This window comes from Reichenbachiella sp. (genome assembly GCF_039944555.1).
Classification (GTDB): domain Bacteria; phylum Bacteroidota; class Bacteroidia; order Cytophagales; family Cyclobacteriaceae; genus Reichenbachiella.
Genome location: NZ_JBDUYN010000020.1, coordinates 122,611 through 139,407, shown reverse-complemented (window position 1 = coordinate 139,407; position 16,797 = coordinate 122,611). Strand labels below are relative to the sequence as shown.

The following is a 16,797-nucleotide window of genomic DNA, read 5'->3' as shown; positions in this document are numbered from 1 at the left end:
GAACCAGGGTACCGCAGTAACTACTGGTGGTAATCCGGAAACTATCTCTGACCTGTCTCCGGACTCTTACCTGGTACATGTAGTGGATAATTCCACTCCGGGACAAAGCTGTGAGTCGTATGCCACTTTTGTGGTCGGTAGTACACCACAAGGGCACTCAATTACCAACGCAACATTCAACCACGTAACAGACTGTGGCGGTACTGACGGAACGATCACTATCGCAGATGCCGACATTACGGACAATGTAGCCGACTATACCTTTACCTGGTACACAGATGGTCCATTGACCGTCATCGGAGGCGAGACAGGTCCAGCACTTACTAACTATGCAGCTGGCGTGTATTATGTAGAAGCGACTCACAATGCCACAGGATGTATGACAAATCAGTTCCTGGCGGAAATACTGGATAATTCAGTAAATCCTACGGTGAACTTAGCAATCAACACCATCGACACCAGTTGTGACACGGACGTCAATGAGGGTAATGGTATAATTGACTGGACTATCGGAAATACGCCAACAGGAAGTTATGACTATCAATGGTATGCAGGAGGTACAGTTGCCGCCGGTACATTGCTCGTAGACAATGGAACAATAACAGGATCTTCAGGAACAATTGCAGCAGGTTATACAGGAAGTATTTCCGGTCTCGACGGAGGGGTCTACACCGTAAGAATCACGGATGGTACTACACCAAATAATACCTGTTTCACCGATGAAACAATTACATTAACCGAGACTATTCCTACATATAATGTGACCGCCTCAACAAACACACCTAATACCAACTGTAACGGCGGTGGATTTAATGGCGAGTTTGAAATCACCACAATAAGTGGTGGGGCTTTAGCAGATTTTACCTACACATACACAAACAAAGATGATGCAGGTTATGTATTTAATGTATTAGGCAATGGTCATGTGAATCAACTTAACCCAGGTGATTACCAGGTATACTTTGTAAACACAGCCACTCAATGTGAAGGGAATATTGTTGACTTTGTAATCGAAGACAACTCTACCGCCCCAACTATTGCATTTACCTTAGATCAAGCTGACCAATATTGTACTGGTGGCAATGGGCAACTCACAGTTGCAGCTACTGATGCAACAAGTATTGCTAATGGAGTTACCTATTTATGGGGTGGTGGGGAAATCACAGCGACCATTGCAAACCTTGATCAGGCCACTTATACAGTGACTGTTACGGACGCGGTCACGGGATGTGCCTCTACTGATAGTTTTGTAGTACCATTTGATCCTGTGAATATTCTGATTGACGTGAATAACGATGTAACTATTACACCCACAACAGCCTGCGGTGCGAATGTGAATGGAAGTATCGAGATTACAGCAATATCTCCTGACAACGTGACGGATTACACATATACTTTGCATACCGGTACATATGTTGCGGGAGGTGGTACTCCATCTGGTACGACTGGACTATTCCAAAATCTGGAAGCTAACACCTATTATATTGAAGCACATAGCAATATCTCAGATTGTACCTCTAAGGTTTTTGAACTCATTGTAGATGATGAAAGTGCATCACCGGTGGTAGATTTGCTCTCATTTACTTTACAAAACAATTGTGATCTGACTAATCCAAATGGCATATTAACAGTTGGAGTTTCTAATGGAGTCGGAGGATATTTCCCTGACGCTAACTACAGCTTTACATGGTCAGGTGGCACTGCTGCCAACAATTCCTCAACTTATACAGACTTAGGTGTAGGAACTTATACGGTTGTTGTTCAAGACCTAGCTACGCTTTGTTCTACAACTGAGGAATACGGAATGATCAATGAGGAGAATAATCCGTTATTACTAAGCATAACGACGATCGGAAATGAAAACTGCGTGGATCCAAACGGTGCACTAGCCATCAATGTGCTGAACTCCACGAATGCCACAGCAGTATTCGAGTATTACTTACTTGATGGGCAAGTATCATCACCAAGCAATCCATTGCCGGTTGCAAATCAATTGACTAGCAACTTTGTTGACAACATCGTAAATGGAACTTATACGGTAATGGTTGAAGATACTGACGGAGGTTGTATTTCCGAACCTAATTTCATTGAGATAGATGACAACACAAATACAACAACAATGCAAATGTCAATCGTTGAAGATCATGCCTTGACTAAATGTAATTTTGTGATGGTACTACCTGATGGACAAGCAACGGTTACCTCTGTGCCAGCCGAACCTTCAAGGTATACCTTCTACTGGCATGACGGTGCTAATTTGACAGATCCTGTTCTTGATTCTGCCCTTACAGTTCATAATTTGATGGCACAGACGTATACATTAGAAATGATTGACAGATATACTGGATGTACAATTTCTGATCAGATTACTATTTCAACCGATATTGAGATAGTGCCGCAACCACTGATTGAGTTAATCAATGACCTTACCAACTGTATTACACCTAATGGAGCGGTTACTGCTTCTGTAGATTCAACCATCGTAGGTTATACATTCGAATGGCAAGATGCAAGCAGTACAACCATTAGCTCAGTATTTGGGGCGTCTGGATTAGACTTGGGAACCTATAGCGTACGTGCTACAGATATTAATACTGAATGCGTGTCTGAAGCTGCAACTATTGAAATAATTGACGCTAGAGTAAATCCTGAGTTCACGGTGAGCACAACAGAGTCCACTTGTTCTGAGTTAGAAATAGGTTCCGACAATTACGCAGGTAACGGAGAGGCTAGTCTTTCTTTCGCAGGTTCATTTAGCATTGAAAAACAATACTGGACTGCGGACAATGGTACTCCAATAGACCCAACAGATGAAACAAGTATCATAAGTACTAACGAGCTGATGAGTGGATTGAATCCTGGTGACTATAGAGTAATGGTTATTGATGATCAAGACTGTTCTTATGAAGCTACATTTGAAATAACTACTGATATTGAAATATTTAATGGTATTTCTGACAATGGTGACGGAATGAATGACTATTTTAGAATCTCCTGTGCAGACAGGTTCCCTGCCAACAGTATTAAAATATACACCCGATCAGGTACGTTGGTATATCAAACGTCTGGTTATGAAGATGATTTGAATGGTAATGTATTTACAGGAAAGAGAAACACTGGATTAGGCGGTGGAAGTGACGGTTTGCCATCTGGAACATATTTCTATATTTTTGACAAAGGAGAAGGCGGTGACGATGATGTCTACCAGGGGTATTTGGAATTGGTCAGATAACAATAAATGAAACTGAAAAAAGGATTTTATATAGGTGTATTGGTGTGTATGTGTCAGCTGGCCTTAGCTCAGCAGCGACCGGTATTCTCAACCTATCCGTACAATGGTTTAGCTCTGAATCCAGCGTATGCTGGCAGTCTTAACATGTTCTCAGCGATTTTAACAAACAGAAATCAATGGGTAAACATCGACGGCGCTCCTGTTTATCAATCACTCACTGCTCACACAACGCTTCGCGAAAAAAATGTAGGCGTTGGACTTAATGTGGTCAGAGATGTGGTAGGTGTACATGAACAGTATAGTGTTTATGGAAGCTTTGCCTATAAGATTAGAATGAACAGAGCAATTTTGGCGATGGGTATTCAAGGTGGTTTTGATCAGAGATCTTCCAATCTTGATGATATCAATTGGTTTACACAAGAGGATCCTTTGTCGGTTTTCACCAAAAGTTTCAATCCCAATTTTGGCTTTGGAATTTATTATGCCAATCGGGATTACTTTTTTGGGGCCTCTATTCCCTATTTTCTTACCCCCGATGTAATTGATGGCGGTGGAGATGCATCGATTCCATCAGATGGAAAGGCCTCTCGTTATTATTATATTAATGCGGGATTTGTAAAAGATTTAAACAGAAATCTAAAAATTAGTCCTTCTGTTCTTATTCGCTTGCAAGACAATGCTCCTGCTGCTTTTGATATCAATGTCAATTTCATCATAAATGAAATTGTTTATGCCGGCCTTTCTTACAGGTACCAAGATTCTTTTTCCGTGATGACACAGTTGGTACTAAATGAAAATTTCAGAATTGGCTATGCCTATGACATACCCACTGGAAAATTGGGCACTTTTACTGCTGGATCCCATGAAATATTCATAAATTATAGGATACCGTTAAAATTCAGCAAGAAGGACGGACTCTGTCCCGTATATTTCTAAGACATTTAAAGGAGTTTTTAAAAAACTCCTTTTTTGTTTCTGATCCTCTATTTCACGATTGCTTTTTTTAGAATTTCACTAAATTGATGAGTCATAAAAAACCATTAATCCTGTGAATAGAAGAAAATTTATTGAAAACAGCGCACTGGCAAGTTCAGCCGTTGCGCTACTTGGCACATCCTGTACAACCGAAAATACCTCTGCTGAAGATAAGTTCAAATTGAAACCACTTACGGGCGGTGTATCATTTATAAATACAAAAGACAGAGAACAAAGAATTGAAAAAGCAGCATTACTGATGCAAAAACATAGCATTGATGCCATTTTTATTGAATCAGGTACATCTCTTGAATATTTCGCTGGTATAAGATGGTGGCCGAGTGAAAGAATGACTGGTTTACTTCTGTTTTCAGATGCTAGTATAAACTATATATGCCCTGCCTTTGAACAGGAACGATTACAAGAATTGATTACCGTGATGGGAGAAGTCGCCATTTGGCAGGAACATGAAAGTCCATTTGCACTTGTTGCGAAACTATTCAAGGACAAGGGGTATGCCAGCGGCATGCTTGGAATTGAAGAAAATGTCAGGTTTTTTCAGTCTGACGGAATCGCTTCTCATCTGCCCCAGGCAATCATTATCAATGCAAAACCGATAACAGCTGGCTGTAGAGCCATCAAGACAGTTAAAGAATTGGCACTTATGAAAAAGGCCAACGAGATTACTCTAGAAGCTTATAGATATGGTTTTTCTAACCTTAAAGAAGGTATGTCTCAATATGAACTTGGCGCAATTGTAACTGAAGCAAGTACGGCGCTCGGAGCAACAGAGGCAGGCTGGGCAGGCGCCATGTTTGGTGAATACACTGCTTTTCCACATGGAAGCAAAACAGCTCAACAACTTAAAGAAGGAGATTTGGTTCTGATAGATGGCGGTTGTAAACTTGGTGGGTATCAAGCAGATATCACAAGAACCACGATTTTTGGCAAACCCACTCAACGTCAGTTGGACATCTGGAACATCGTGAAGGAAGCACAGACCGCGGTATATGAACAAGCAAAAGCCGGGGTACCGTGCGAAATACTAGATGCAACCGCGAGAGCAATTGTCGGAAAATATGATTTTGGAGGTGAATATGAAAACTTCTTTCATCGCGTAGGTCACGGTATTGGTATGGATTTTCACGAATGGGAGTATTTGGTCAAAGGGAACACCACTCCTATGCAGCCTGGAATGTGTTTCTCGAATGAACCAGGGATCTACATTTATGGTGAACTCGGTGTACGACTCGAAGATTGCTTTTACATCACTGAAAATGGATATGAGTCTTTCACCCCGCAAAGTCCATCTATTGAGAATCCAATTTAATACTAAAAGAAGTCGATTCACATCAATAATGAAAGACAGCATTTGAACATAATCGCCATTTGTTCAAATACTGCCTTTTATTTTCAATTGAGCTAAATAATTGCTTAATTGAACATGACGACACCAACTTAGGCTATGAAAAACATATACTACTTGCTTATTCTAGTTTCTCTATTGGCTTGCAATAAGACGCTAGATTTCAATCCGGTACGGAATTTTTCAGATCAACAAAAGTCTATTCTGACTACCTTTATTTTGGCAAAGGACAGCACTGTTATTGAGTTGCCAGCAGGTCACTTCAAGTTTGACAAGAGTCTGATTTTGGAAGGGAAAAACAACGTGATTATAAAAGGTCAGGGCAAAAATAAAACTGTGCTGTCATTCAAAGATCAATCACAGGGAGCTGAAGGAATACGAATCGCCAATTGCAAAAACATTACATTACGAGATTTTAGCATTGAAGATGCCGCAGGAGACAACATCAAAGCCACAGATACCGACGGTATTATATTTGATGAACTTATCGTTGGATGGACTGGTATAGCTGACTCTACCAATGGGGCCTATGGGCTATATCCCGTGCTATGTACAAACGTAATCATTAGAAATTGTGTAGTATTTGGTGCAAGCGATGCCGGCATCTATGTAGGACAATCGGATACCGTCTTGATTGAAAACAATGTCACATATTGGAATGTTGCAGGTATTGAAAGTGAAAATTCCAAAGAGGTAATGATAAGAAATAATGAATCTTATGAAAACACAGGAGGTATTCTTGTTTTTGATCTTCCGGGCCTAACACAATATGGTGAGAATATCGAAGTTTATGGCAACAAGGTTTATGAAAACAATACTGCGAATTTTGCACCCTCCGGTAACATGGTAGGAGTTACTCCACCAGGCACAGGAATATTGGTATTGGCTACAAAGGGAGTCCAAATCCATGACAACGTACTCCGAAACAATAGGACAATTGCGATTGGAATGGTGAGTTACGCCCTATTAGAAGCGATGGGTGGTGAAGACAATACCGGAGGTGGTGGAAGCCGTGAGGAGCTTGAAAAACAAAATGAATTGGATGCTTACTACGACCCTTTTGTCGGTAACGTAAATGTATATAACAACAGCTACGAGAATTCCTACCTCCTACCCAATCTGGACAATGATTTTGGAAAGCTCTTTCTGTTCAAGTTTGGTTTTAGTATCCCTCAAATTGCTTGGGATGGGCTAAAATCTCCGAATTACTACCTTGAAGATGGTAGTGTCAATCCTGATTATCTAATTTGTGTGAATGAGGCTGATGATATCATATCGGTAAACCTGGACGCCGAAAACGAGTTTGAGGGATTGGAAGAAAACCCGGAAATATTCAATTGTGACTGATATGCGCATCTGCCTTACTAGCCTTCTATTACTCTGTTTCGCTTGTAATGAAACAAAGAGGCCATTAGAATCTATAGCTGAACCCATCGGAATAGATCAAACCATTACTGATCAATCACAATATTCCACATTAGGTTTAACCAAACTCTCTGAATATAATTTCTTTGATGGGAAGTTATCTGATTTGATTCCTTCAAAGAGAGTCATTTCATATGATCTGAATACTCCGTTGTTTTCGGATTACGCAAAAAAAAAGCGGTTTATTTATTTACCAGAAGGTTTGAAAATTGGATATCGAGAAAACGAGATTTTGGATTTTCCAATTGGAACAGTGCTGATCAAAAATTTCTTCTATAGTTCAGGTCAACTTCAAGTAGGTACTGCCAAGATTTTAGAAACAAGGCTACTTATTCGTGAGAACGACGGATGGGTAGCATTACCATACGTTTGGAATCACGAACAAACTGAGGCCTATCTGGAAATAACGGGCGGGAAAATCCCTGTTACACTTAGAAATAAGAGGCAAATAAACTATCTCATTCCAGACATGAATCAATGTAAAAGTTGCCATGATAAAGGTAGTAAAATGACACCTATTGGTCCATCTGTTCGACAGCTCAACAGATTATCGGATTCAGAAAAAAAAAATCAATTAGAAATTCTTAGGGATCATGCTTGGATTGACTTGCCATCACATGAGTTGCCAAAGCTGGCAGTCTGGAATAATAATAAAACAGGAACACTGAGCGAAAGAGCACGAGCTTATTTAGACATCAACTGTGCACATTGTCATAATGACGAAGGGCCTGCTAAGAACAGTGGGCTGAATCTGACAGTATTTGAAACTGATAGTTATCGTCTAGGAGTGAATAAAAAACCAGTTGCCGCAGGCCGAGGCTCCGGTAATCTAAAATATAGCATAGTGCCTGGTCACCCAGAACAATCAATACTGATCCATCGCATGCAAACAATAGAACCCGGCACAATGATGCCCGAACTGGGACGAACGGTACCGCACAAAGAAGGAGTTGCTCTGATAAAAGAGTGGATCAAGAATTTATAGCAACTAGTGCTTCTTGGCAATCAACAACTGTAAGCGTTTAATTTCGCGTAGTAGCGCATTTTTATTCATCTGGTTCCAATTCCACAGTTTCAGCATCGAGGTAGCCATCATACAGGCCATTAAACCGGTCCCCCAACGAATGAGCTCATTCGTATTTTCAACACGTAAAAAATTCACCAGACAATAAATAGCAACACCCACGAATATAGAAGTGATCAATATGTTGATAATATTAAGCCATCTTAGTTTTCCAGTAAACAGGCCACCCACCATTTCAAGTAGATTTTGTTCCTTCAGATTATCATAAAAAACAGCTTCCTCTTTGGAGAGTGCAGTTCTTATCATTTCGTCGATTTCCTCATTACGATCTTTCATAGTTCTTTTGTTTTATTATCTTCTTTAACTTTTCTCTTGCATGAAATAGGCGAGATTTCACTGTTCCTTTTGGGATTTTTAGTATCTCAGAGATGGTCTCAATGGAGCTAGATTCTGAATAGTAAAGCACGATTATTATCTTGCTATCAGCATTTAATTGGCTCATAGCCTGCTCAATTTCCGTTAGATGCCTTTCATCAGGATCGTCAGCAAAATCAGAATAATCTGTAGTGCAAGTGTCAATAGCTTGATTGCTTCCATTGGTAAGAGTTGTTTGTTGATTTCTAATTCGCTGTTGTTTGCGAACCCAGTCAATAGAACGTCGATCAACAACTGTTCTGACCCATGCTCCAAATTTTCCGGCATCTCTCAATTTTCCGAGATTACCTACTAACCATTGCCATACGTCCTGGACAATGTCCTGCGATTGTTCCCAATCTCTCGTCCTGATATGAGATTGGTACAACAGCTTTTTGTGCCATTTTAAGACCAGCTGTTCAAAAGCTTCTCGATCCCCGCGCTGTGCCCGTAATACGAGCAATTCATCTAATATTTGAGACTTCTCATGCATTAACTATAGGATAGTCGCCGATTGGTTCATTTGGTTCAAAATTCTTCTCTTCAAATTAGAATAAATCCAATTTACAAAATCTAACATCCCACTAATCATATTCTCGTATAATCAGCTAAGTTTGCAGACCAAAAAGCGCAAGCTTTTTATTGTTCATTGATATATGGGGTCGACCGGTTTTGACAGTAAGTGTGAATATTGTACTTGCATGTCGGGTGTTGAGTAAGCACGCGTGATCAATTTACTCAAATTCTATTTGGCGAATCTAATTACGCCATGGCTGCTTAATTTTTGCTGATAGCAAAAATTATTAATCTTGGCTAAGAGTCAAGACAGACACATCTCTCCAGGCTTTTGTCTTACAAGCAGGATCAAGAGGTGTCAACCAGTAAGACTAGCTTGAGGTGAAGTTGCTAACCGATAGTGAAGCTAAAGTAACTGGCAGGAAAAGTGGGTAGTTGAGCGCCAGCTCTCCTGTGAGATCCTAAGATTCAACTAAGCATGTAGAGGGTCCAATATGACCTTATCTGGACGAGGGTTCGATTCCCTCCGACTCCACCTTCGCCCGCCATAGCTCGATCATAGGAGAGCGAAGGCGGGCATTTTTTCAATATGCCTACGGATACTGTCTACGAAGGCTACGGCGGAGAACCTCCACTCATCTCGATCAAACAAATTACTTATGGCTAGCACTCAATAATTTCATAGTTTTGCTTTTTATGTAACCCATCATTATACTAATTTCCTTCGTGCGAATACCTAGACGGTTTATATTCTAAAATGTGCGGATGATTCGCATTATACAGGATGCACTTCAAACTTTGACAACCGACTAATAAGATATCGACGAGGTGAAGTCAAATACACTTCAAGCAGATTACCAATCGAAGTTGAAACTTATGTCGTGTTTACAGATAAGTACAAAGCATACAATTTTGAAAAATGCTTAAAATCTGGATCGGGAAGAGCTTTTGCCTTAAAAAGACTAATTGATAAAGGAAGCAAGTCATAGATAATTGTACTCTCCAACCCCACCAATCAGATAAAGCTCAAATTTTCTCCATTGAAATTTGTTGGTCTATGTCTTTACATTTTGTACCATCTCCCAAAACCATTTCACTGTTTCCTTCAATCCTGATTGAAAATCAAACTGTGGTTCGTAGCCAAGAAGGGCTTTTGCTTTGTCTATGCTGGCCAATGAATGTGGTATATCCCCTTCTCGGCTAGGACCGAATTGTATTTCTAGGTTTGATATTTGTGAATCAAAATCTTTTAAAAACTCCTTTAAATGATGTATCAAATCATTGAGGGTATTTCGTTCTCCATAAGCTGTATTGTACACTTGGTTCAGAGCTTGGTTGTTGTTCGTACTTAAGGCGAGTAAGTTCATTTGAATCACGTTGTCGATATAGGTGAAGTCCCTTGAATAACTACCATCTCCATTAATGACGGGAGATTCATGGCTGATTAGCATTTTAATAAACTTGGGAATTACTGCTGCATAGCCCCCATCCGGATCTTGCCTTCGTCCAAATACATTAAAATAGCGCAGACCAATAGTGTTTAACCCATAAGTTCTTTGAAAGATGTCCGCGTACAATTCATTGACATACTTAGTAATGGCATAAGGAGACAATGGCTTTCCTATGTTTTCCTCGACCTTTGGTAGTTTCTCAGAGTCTCCATAGGTCGAAGAGCTGGCAGCATAGACGAAACGATCAATATTTGCGTCCTTCGACGCAACCAACATATTCAAAAAGCCCGAAATATTTACTTCATTTGTAGTAATAGGATCATTGATCGAGCGAGGTACAGAACCCAGAGCGGCTTGATGAGAAACTAAATCCACCCCCGACATGGCACCATGACAAACATCCAAATCACGTATATCACCTTCTATCAATGTGAATTTAGAATCATTCAAAAATGTCGTAATATTTTCCCTTTTACCTGTTGAGAAATTGTCAAGACACACAACCTCGTTGTCCAACAGTAATAATTTTTCGCATAGATTCGAACCAATAAACCCAGCCCCTCCTGTAACCAGGATTTTTTCCCCTTTAACAAAGTCCATGAGTGCAAATTAATAAGAATCTGGTCAGAAAAGCTCAATGCAAGAATATTCAAATCATAGAGTAAATTCTTGAGTTGATCGAAAAAATTTGCTGTATTGACTCAAAAACCATCTCTTAGCAAAAGAATCATTTACGTATTGAATATTTATCAAAATATATGAGGGTAAGCAATTGAATCGTTGTTTATAAAATATCCTGCTCGAGACATAATAATGAAATCCATTTCGAGTTTTTAAAGTGTGTTATGAAATTGATCTCTTCCAAGAGGTCTTAAGTTCCCGGCCGGTGGGCTGGTCTTTGAAATAAAAAATGTTAAGCAGATGAAAAAAATATTAGCCATGCTATTGGTCAGTACTCTAGGAGTAGCTGCAACCGCCCAGGAAATCACGCCTTACACCCAGTATAAGATCAACGAGGGAGTTAGTGTCGAAGTAAAAAAACTGAAACGAGTTGAAAAGTACGGGTGGGATAATTTTGAAGTAACCTACAGATTAAAAAATAACACCGAGTTTGATTTATTTAAGGTAGATCTTACTTTGTACTTGGTTGACAAAAATGATCGACAAGTTGGTGTGGTAGAAGTACATGACTTCAAAGTACCTAAAAATTCAGACGAGGAATATTTATATGTAGATCTTCATTCTCCTTATGTCAATGAAAAATTCGACAAAATTATTGTTGTGAAAAACAATCTCGAAGTGATGCTGGAGACCCCGGAAGTAACGGGTCTGGCTAAAATTACTTGTGAGCCAACTTTTAGCTCTAAGTAAGAAGAAATTAAACAGGTAATAAAGAGGGTAGCTCATCTGAGTTATCCTCTTTTTGTTTTTAGATGAGGCTAATTCAAACACAATGGCGACCTTTGCTGTCATCATGGCTTCGTCAATAAAAACGCTACTCCTTACCCCCCCTTTCACACAACTTAATACGCCGTATCCCGCTACCGCTTATTTGACAGGTTACCTTCGTACAATTGGAGTACCGGTAAATCAAGCTGACCTGGGAATAGAAGTAATCTTAAAGCTTTTTTCTGCATATGGTTTGACCAAACTTTTTGATAGAGTAAACCCTAAGCGGCTCTCAAAAAACGAACAAAGAATAGTCAATCTAAAAAATGATTACCTAACAACTATTGACTCAGTTATTTCATTTCTGCAAAACCAAAACCCAACGCTAGCCTATTCTATAGCTGAGAGAGATTACTTGCCTGAAGCAGGAAGATTTAACCAATTGGACGATTTGGAATGGGCCTTTGGAAATCTCGGCATACAAGATAAGGCAAGACACCTCGCCACACTTTATTTGGAAGACTTAGCAGATTTAATAAAACAGGCTGTTGATCCCTATTTCGGATTTAGCAGATATGCCGAACGACTCAGCCTCTCTGCCGAGTCATTTGACCCATTGTATGAATCCTTGTCTGATGTTCCTTCTTTTACTGACGAAATATTATTCACTTGTCTGGACAGAAAAATTAAGGATTCGAAGCCAAAACTGGTCTGTCTGTCAGTTCCATTTCCTGGTAACATGTATGGGGCCATGCGCTGTGGTCAATACATCAAGCGACACCATCCTGATGTAAAAGTGGCCATGGGTGGCGGCTATCCTAATACTGAGCTACGCTCGTTAAGAGACCCAAGACTGTTTGAATTTGTTGATTTCATCACCTTGGATGATGGAGAACGACCGGTTGAAGTTCTTTTGAGACATATTGAAGGAAAGGTGAATAAGTCCGAGCTAAAAAGAACATTCTTATTAGAAGACGACGTTGTTACTTATATCAATGGTTCAAAAGAACTTGATGTCCCTTTCAGTCAGACCGGCACACCTGACTATGAAGGCTTACCTTTAAATCAATATCTTTCGGTAATAGAAATCACAAATCCGATGCACCGGCTCTGGAGCGATGGTCGCTGGAACAAGCTCACTATGGCACATGGCTGCTATTGGAAAAAATGTACCTTCTGTGATATCTCTCTTGATTATATCAAAAACTACGAACCCATTAGTGCATCCATCATATGCGACCGAATGGAGGACCAGATCAATCAAACAGGCGAAACGGGATTTCACTTTGTAGACGAAGCAGCCCCTCCAGCTTTAATGAGAGAAGTAGCAATTGAGATCTTGAAAAGAAAACTCAAAGTAACTTGGTGGACCAATATTCGGTTTGAAAAAAGATTCACATCAGACCTTTGTCGACTTCTTAAGGCCTCGGGTTGCATAGCCGTCTCAGGAGGGCTTGAGGTCGCATCTGATAGATTACTGGAGAAGATAAAAAAAGGAGTGACTGTGGGACAAGTTGCACAGGTGGCTGATAATTTTACTCAAAGCGGCATCATGGTACATGCCTACCTCATGTATGGCTTCCCTACTCAAACAGCACAAGAAACTATTGATTCTTTGGAAATGGTTCGTCAGTTATTTGAATTGGGTGTCATACAATCAGGATTCTGGCATCAATTTGCTATGACTGCACATAGCCCGGTTGGCTTGTCTCCAGAGTCCTTTGGGGCCAAAGCACTGCTTACAAAAAAACCAGTTTTTGCTCACAATGACATCCCTCATGATGACCCTGATGGAGCTGATCACGGACTTTTTAGTGATGGATTGAAAAAGTCTCTCTTCAATTACATGCATGGGGTATGTTTTGATTTCTCGTTGCAGGAATGGTTTGATTTTGAGGTACCACAAACTTCTATCCCCGCTCACCAAATAGAGGTCGACCTACAAAACAATCCTGGTACACAAATCACAGAAAGCACAAAACTGGCCTGGATTCATGAACAGCCTAGAGTTTCATATTACAATAAAAAGCAAAAAGGTAAGCTATTAGAAAAGAGTCGTTTCGAAATTGATACTAAGTCTGCAACCTATGAAGCAACCTTTACAAAGAGAGAGGGACAATGGCTCAATGAAATATTCCAGAATCTACTAGGCAATCAATCACCCATGTTATTTGGAGAACTAAGGCAGGCATATGAAGCGTCAGAAATGGTTGATTTTGACAAATTCATCAAAAGTCAGAGCTGGCAAAAGCTTAGACAGATAGGTCTGTTACTCGTCTAGTCAACCTGTATCAGGTTAGGGATTTTAACAGTAAATGTACTTCCCCGTCCTTCCTTCGATCGGACATCTATTTCACCTTCCAACTTATTAACTGCCTCCTTTACAATAAATAATCCAAGTCCGGTACCGGTCGCATGATTTGTGGCCCGGTAAAACATGTTGAATACGCGGCTCAGGAAATCCTGTTCGATCCCGATACCATTATCCTCAATCACAATAGATAAGAATTCTACATCAATATTAGCCCTAACCTTGATAAGCCCTTCCTCTCCCCTTTTTGAATACTTAATTGCATTTGACAGTAAGTTGTTAAAAATCACTTGCAGATTATGTTTGTCATTTACAAACTCCGAATTGCATATAACTTTAACCGATTTTTCAATGTGATTATAGTTTTCCATAAACTGCATGCTAGCTAATATCTTATTAATCATATCTTCCACGTCGATATGGTCCTTAGAAAGTCCAAGTTTAGCCACTTTTCGATATGTAATTATGTCCATAATGATGCTATCCAACTGATTGAGTTGCCCTTTCATAATAGCCAGTAATTCCCTTTGCTCAGTATCTTTTACCCGTGTGGCCAGTAGGCTTTCAAGTCCCAAAAGTGAGGCAATAGGAGCCCTTAGGTCATGCGAAGTTCGATACACCAACTGATCCATTTCTGAGTTCGTCTTAATTAAATTTTGACTCATTTCTTTCAAAATGGTAATATTAGTGATGACCCCATCGATGAGTTGCTCACCATCATTTTCACTTAACGTACAATCAAGTAGCCCCCAAAATGTAGATCCGTCCGTACGTTTGAAATGAACCTCCCTGTTCTCCACAGACCCACTTTGTAATATTTCATTATAAATTTTAAGATGCTGATTTTTGAAAACATGAAAGTCTCGGAAGTCGACCTGTTTTTCTCCAGGTGGAACAACTGCAAACAACTCTAAGAGTGCGCGATTAGAATATAAGAAACCACGCTCAACACTATATCGAAAAATGCCATCTTTTATATTTTCATTTATAGTCTGGATCAATCGTTCCCGATCTTCGAGTTTCAGCGTCACCATTTTTTCGTCGGTCACATCTCGTATGAAAGCGGTCACCCCCATAATCTTTCCATCCATGGAATAAAGTGGAGAATAAAACTTTTCAAGATATCTAAATGTGCTGTCTTTTTTGTTTTCATATTTCTCCAATACTACAAAGTCGGCTCCTTTTAAGGCCATATCATAACTCATTGCATATTCCTCCCTTTCAGCCACATCTTCAATGAAATCAAGCACATTCATTCCTATTTCTATGTCAATGTCGAAATAGGATTTAATCATTTGAGCATGATTCTGATTAAAAGATCTGTACCGAAACTCTTGATCAATGGAATAAGCCATGAGGTCTCTTGGGCTCTCTAATATCTGATTCAGATACTGCTCATTTTCCTTTACTTTTTTGAGATTGCGAAGTTCCGATATTTTAAGCGCAGCAATTCCTGCAATTGCCTCTAAAAAATCCTTATGCTTAATATTATAAAACCCATATTCTGCAGATTCACTATCTATTACTCCTATTACCTTGCCTTGAAAAACAATCGGAACACTGATCTCACTCAGTGCTTTGAACGTATCTTTATAGTAATCTTCATTTTTGGTCAGGTCATCGACTAATATAGTCTTCATTTGTTCGGCACACTTTCCCACTATACCCTGCCCTAAACTTAGAGATATAGGAGACAGTACAGAACCATCCGTACCTTTTGCGCCATAAGCTGCTCTTTGTGTGAGAAGGTCTTCAGCCTCGCTATAGATATAAATTACGCAATCGGAAAGAGAGAGCAGTTTAGCACACTCTTCAACCAATTCCCATAGAATAGCATGCTCGCTATTCAGTCTTGAAATAGAGAGTGTCAGCTGCTGGATATTTTGGTAGTGCTTGACCCCTCGGGCCAATAGATTACTATTCTTGTAACTTTCGCTGATGTCGGTAATCGAGGCCATAACGCCAATCAGTTTACCCGATTCATCATGTATTGGAGTTTTGGACGATCTTACTTGATTTATCTTGAAAGAAGATTTTGCCCTGAAGTCATAGAAATTTTCCACAGGCTGATTTGTTTGAAACACCTTATTATCTTCTTGTTCAAACAAATCGAAATCCTGAAAATCAAATTTAATTTTTCGCAGAAAAGTGCCCAAAACATCTTCACGACTCAATCCGAAGAATTTAATAAAAGCGTCGTTGGCATAGATAAGAATTCCAGATGTATCACAGATATAAACACCGTCGGAAAGTGCATCCAAGGCGTACCGATAGGCGATCGGTACCTTATCAAAGTATGTACCTGAAGTTTCAGTATTTGAATTTGAATTGCTTATATCACTTAGATTTGGGTGAATCGTTGTTATTCGCAGAAAAAATAATAAATCGCTAGTAGCGCTCTATTACCTTCAAGATTTCAAATACGTGCTTATCCACATCGTGCATATCTTTGACAGACAATGCACCTATTTCCTCATCGCTGATGTCTCTCAAAGCCATCACCAAGGAGTCTATTTTGTGTTTGATCACTTCAAATTTTTCCTTTTTTTCTTCTAAATCAGACATACCGTTTATACATATCAATTATGACCAAATAATTATTTGGGTAGAAGACAGGAGGATAGGAATAAACCAAAACCCGGCTTCACCGGGTTTTGGGCTGAGTTGGCATTTTTAAAGATGGATTATATCGAT

General features: G+C 39.7%; 12 protein-coding genes and 1 other RNA gene. 8 read left to right on the top strand and 5 right to left on the bottom strand.

Features of this window, described 5'->3' with window-relative positions:
- From ABJD64_RS25035 to ABJD64_RS25015, 5 genes are all read left to right on the top strand, one after another.
- The coding region (locus ABJD64_RS25035; RefSeq protein WP_348181087.1) for a gliding motility-associated C-terminal domain-containing protein at window positions 1-3,232 on the top strand (3,232 nt) is incomplete at its 5' end.
- A 6-nt stretch (window positions 3,233-3,238) separates the two neighbouring features.
- Window positions 3,239-4,168 carry a type IX secretion system membrane protein PorP/SprF gene (locus ABJD64_RS25030; RefSeq protein WP_348181086.1) on the top strand — a complete coding sequence of 310 codons (930 nt, stop codon included), beginning with the start codon at window positions 3,239-3,241 and terminating at the stop codon, window positions 4,166-4,168.
- Between the two features lie 112 nt (window positions 4,169-4,280).
- The gene (locus ABJD64_RS25025) at window positions 4,281-5,537 is read left to right on the top strand and encodes a Xaa-Pro peptidase family protein (RefSeq protein WP_348181085.1); all 1,257 of its coding nucleotides are present in this window, start codon (window positions 4,281-4,283) and stop codon (window positions 5,535-5,537) included.
- A 135-nt stretch (window positions 5,538-5,672) separates the two neighbouring features.
- Window positions 5,673-6,920 carry a parallel beta-helix domain-containing protein gene (locus tag ABJD64_RS25020; RefSeq protein WP_348181084.1) on the top strand — a complete coding sequence of 416 codons (1,248 nt, stop codon included), beginning with the start codon at window positions 5,673-5,675 and terminating at the stop codon, window positions 6,918-6,920.
- Between the two features lies 1 nt (window position 6,921).
- Window positions 6,922-7,983, top strand: coding sequence for an SO2930 family diheme c-type cytochrome (locus ABJD64_RS25015; protein WP_348181082.1), 1,062 nt, complete (start codon window positions 6,922-6,924; stop codon window positions 7,981-7,983).
- A 3-nt stretch (window positions 7,984-7,986) separates the two neighbouring features.
- Here ABJD64_RS25015 and ABJD64_RS25010 read toward each other — a convergent pair whose 3' ends face one another.
- Window positions 7,987-8,358, bottom strand: a complete 372-nt coding sequence (locus ABJD64_RS25010; RefSeq protein ID WP_348181081.1) for a DUF6768 family protein — start codon at window positions 8,356-8,358, stop codon at window positions 7,987-7,989.
- A complete protein-coding gene (locus ABJD64_RS25005; protein WP_348181080.1) occupies window positions 8,345-8,929 on the bottom strand; it encodes a sigma-70 family RNA polymerase sigma factor in 585 nt (194 codons plus the stop codon). Before ABJD64_RS25005 ends, ABJD64_RS25010 begins: the two co-directional genes overlap by 14 nt.
- A gap of 165 nt (window positions 8,930-9,094) precedes the next feature.
- Here ABJD64_RS25005 and ssrA point away from each other — a divergent pair.
- Window positions 9,095-9,490, top strand: a transfer-messenger RNA (tmRNA) gene (ssrA, locus tag ABJD64_RS25000).
- Between the two features lie 517 nt (window positions 9,491-10,007).
- Here ssrA and ABJD64_RS24995 read toward each other — a convergent pair.
- Complete coding sequence (locus ABJD64_RS24995; RefSeq protein WP_348181078.1) at window positions 10,008-11,003, bottom strand: SDR family oxidoreductase; 996 nt, start codon at window positions 11,001-11,003, stop codon at window positions 10,008-10,010.
- Window positions 11,004-11,324: 321 nt separating this feature from the next.
- Here ABJD64_RS24995 and ABJD64_RS24990 point away from each other — a divergent pair, with 321 nt between their 5' ends.
- Together ABJD64_RS24990 and ABJD64_RS24985 are read left to right on the top strand one after the other, a co-directional pair.
- Window positions 11,325-11,774, top strand: coding sequence for a hypothetical protein (locus tag ABJD64_RS24990; protein ID WP_348181077.1), 450 nt, complete (start codon window positions 11,325-11,327; stop codon window positions 11,772-11,774).
- 82 nt (window positions 11,775-11,856) lie between these two features.
- Complete coding sequence (locus ABJD64_RS24985) at window positions 11,857-14,073, top strand: radical SAM protein (protein WP_348181076.1); 2,217 nt, start codon at window positions 11,857-11,859, stop codon at window positions 14,071-14,073.
- Here the strand turns inward: ABJD64_RS24985 and ABJD64_RS24980 are convergent.
- Entirely contained in the window at window positions 14,070-16,364 is a 2,295-nt protein-coding gene (locus ABJD64_RS24980) for an ATP-binding protein (RefSeq protein WP_348181075.1), read from the bottom strand. The genes ABJD64_RS24985 and ABJD64_RS24980 overlap by 4 nt on opposite strands.
- 127 nt (window positions 16,365-16,491) lie before the next feature.
- A complete protein-coding gene (locus ABJD64_RS24975; protein WP_348181074.1) occupies window positions 16,492-16,668 on the bottom strand; it encodes a hypothetical protein in 177 nt (58 codons plus the stop codon).
- Window positions 16,669-16,797: the final 129 nt, after the last annotated feature.

Bases quoted from the DNA above. Each gene is read 5' to 3' on its own strand.
- ABJD64_RS25030 (WP_348181086.1), top strand. From the start codon at position 3,239: ATGAAACTGAAAAAAGGATTTTATATAGGTGTATTGGTGTGTATGTGT.
- ABJD64_RS25020 (WP_348181084.1), top strand. From the start codon at position 5,673: ATGAAAAACATATACTACTTGCTTATTCTAGTTTCTCTATTGGCTTGC.
- ABJD64_RS25015 (WP_348181082.1), top strand. From the start codon at position 6,922: ATGCGCATCTGCCTTACTAGCCTTCTATTACTCTGTTTCGCTTGTAAT.
- ABJD64_RS25010 (WP_348181081.1), bottom strand. From the start codon at position 8,358: ATGAAAGATCGTAATGAGGAAATCGACGAAATGATAAGAACTGCACTC.
- ABJD64_RS25005 (WP_348181080.1), bottom strand. From the start codon at position 8,929: ATGCATGAGAAGTCTCAAATATTAGATGAATTGCTCGTATTACGGGCA.
- ABJD64_RS24995 (WP_348181078.1), bottom strand. From the start codon at position 11,003: ATGGACTTTGTTAAAGGGGAAAAAATCCTGGTTACAGGAGGGGCTGGG.
- ABJD64_RS24990 (WP_348181077.1), top strand. From the start codon at position 11,325: ATGAAAAAAATATTAGCCATGCTATTGGTCAGTACTCTAGGAGTAGCT.
- ABJD64_RS24985 (WP_348181076.1), top strand. From the start codon at position 11,857: ATGGCGACCTTTGCTGTCATCATGGCTTCGTCAATAAAAACGCTACTC.
- ABJD64_RS24975 (WP_348181074.1), bottom strand. From the start codon at position 16,668: ATGTCTGATTTAGAAGAAAAAAAGGAAAAATTTGAAGTGATCAAACAC.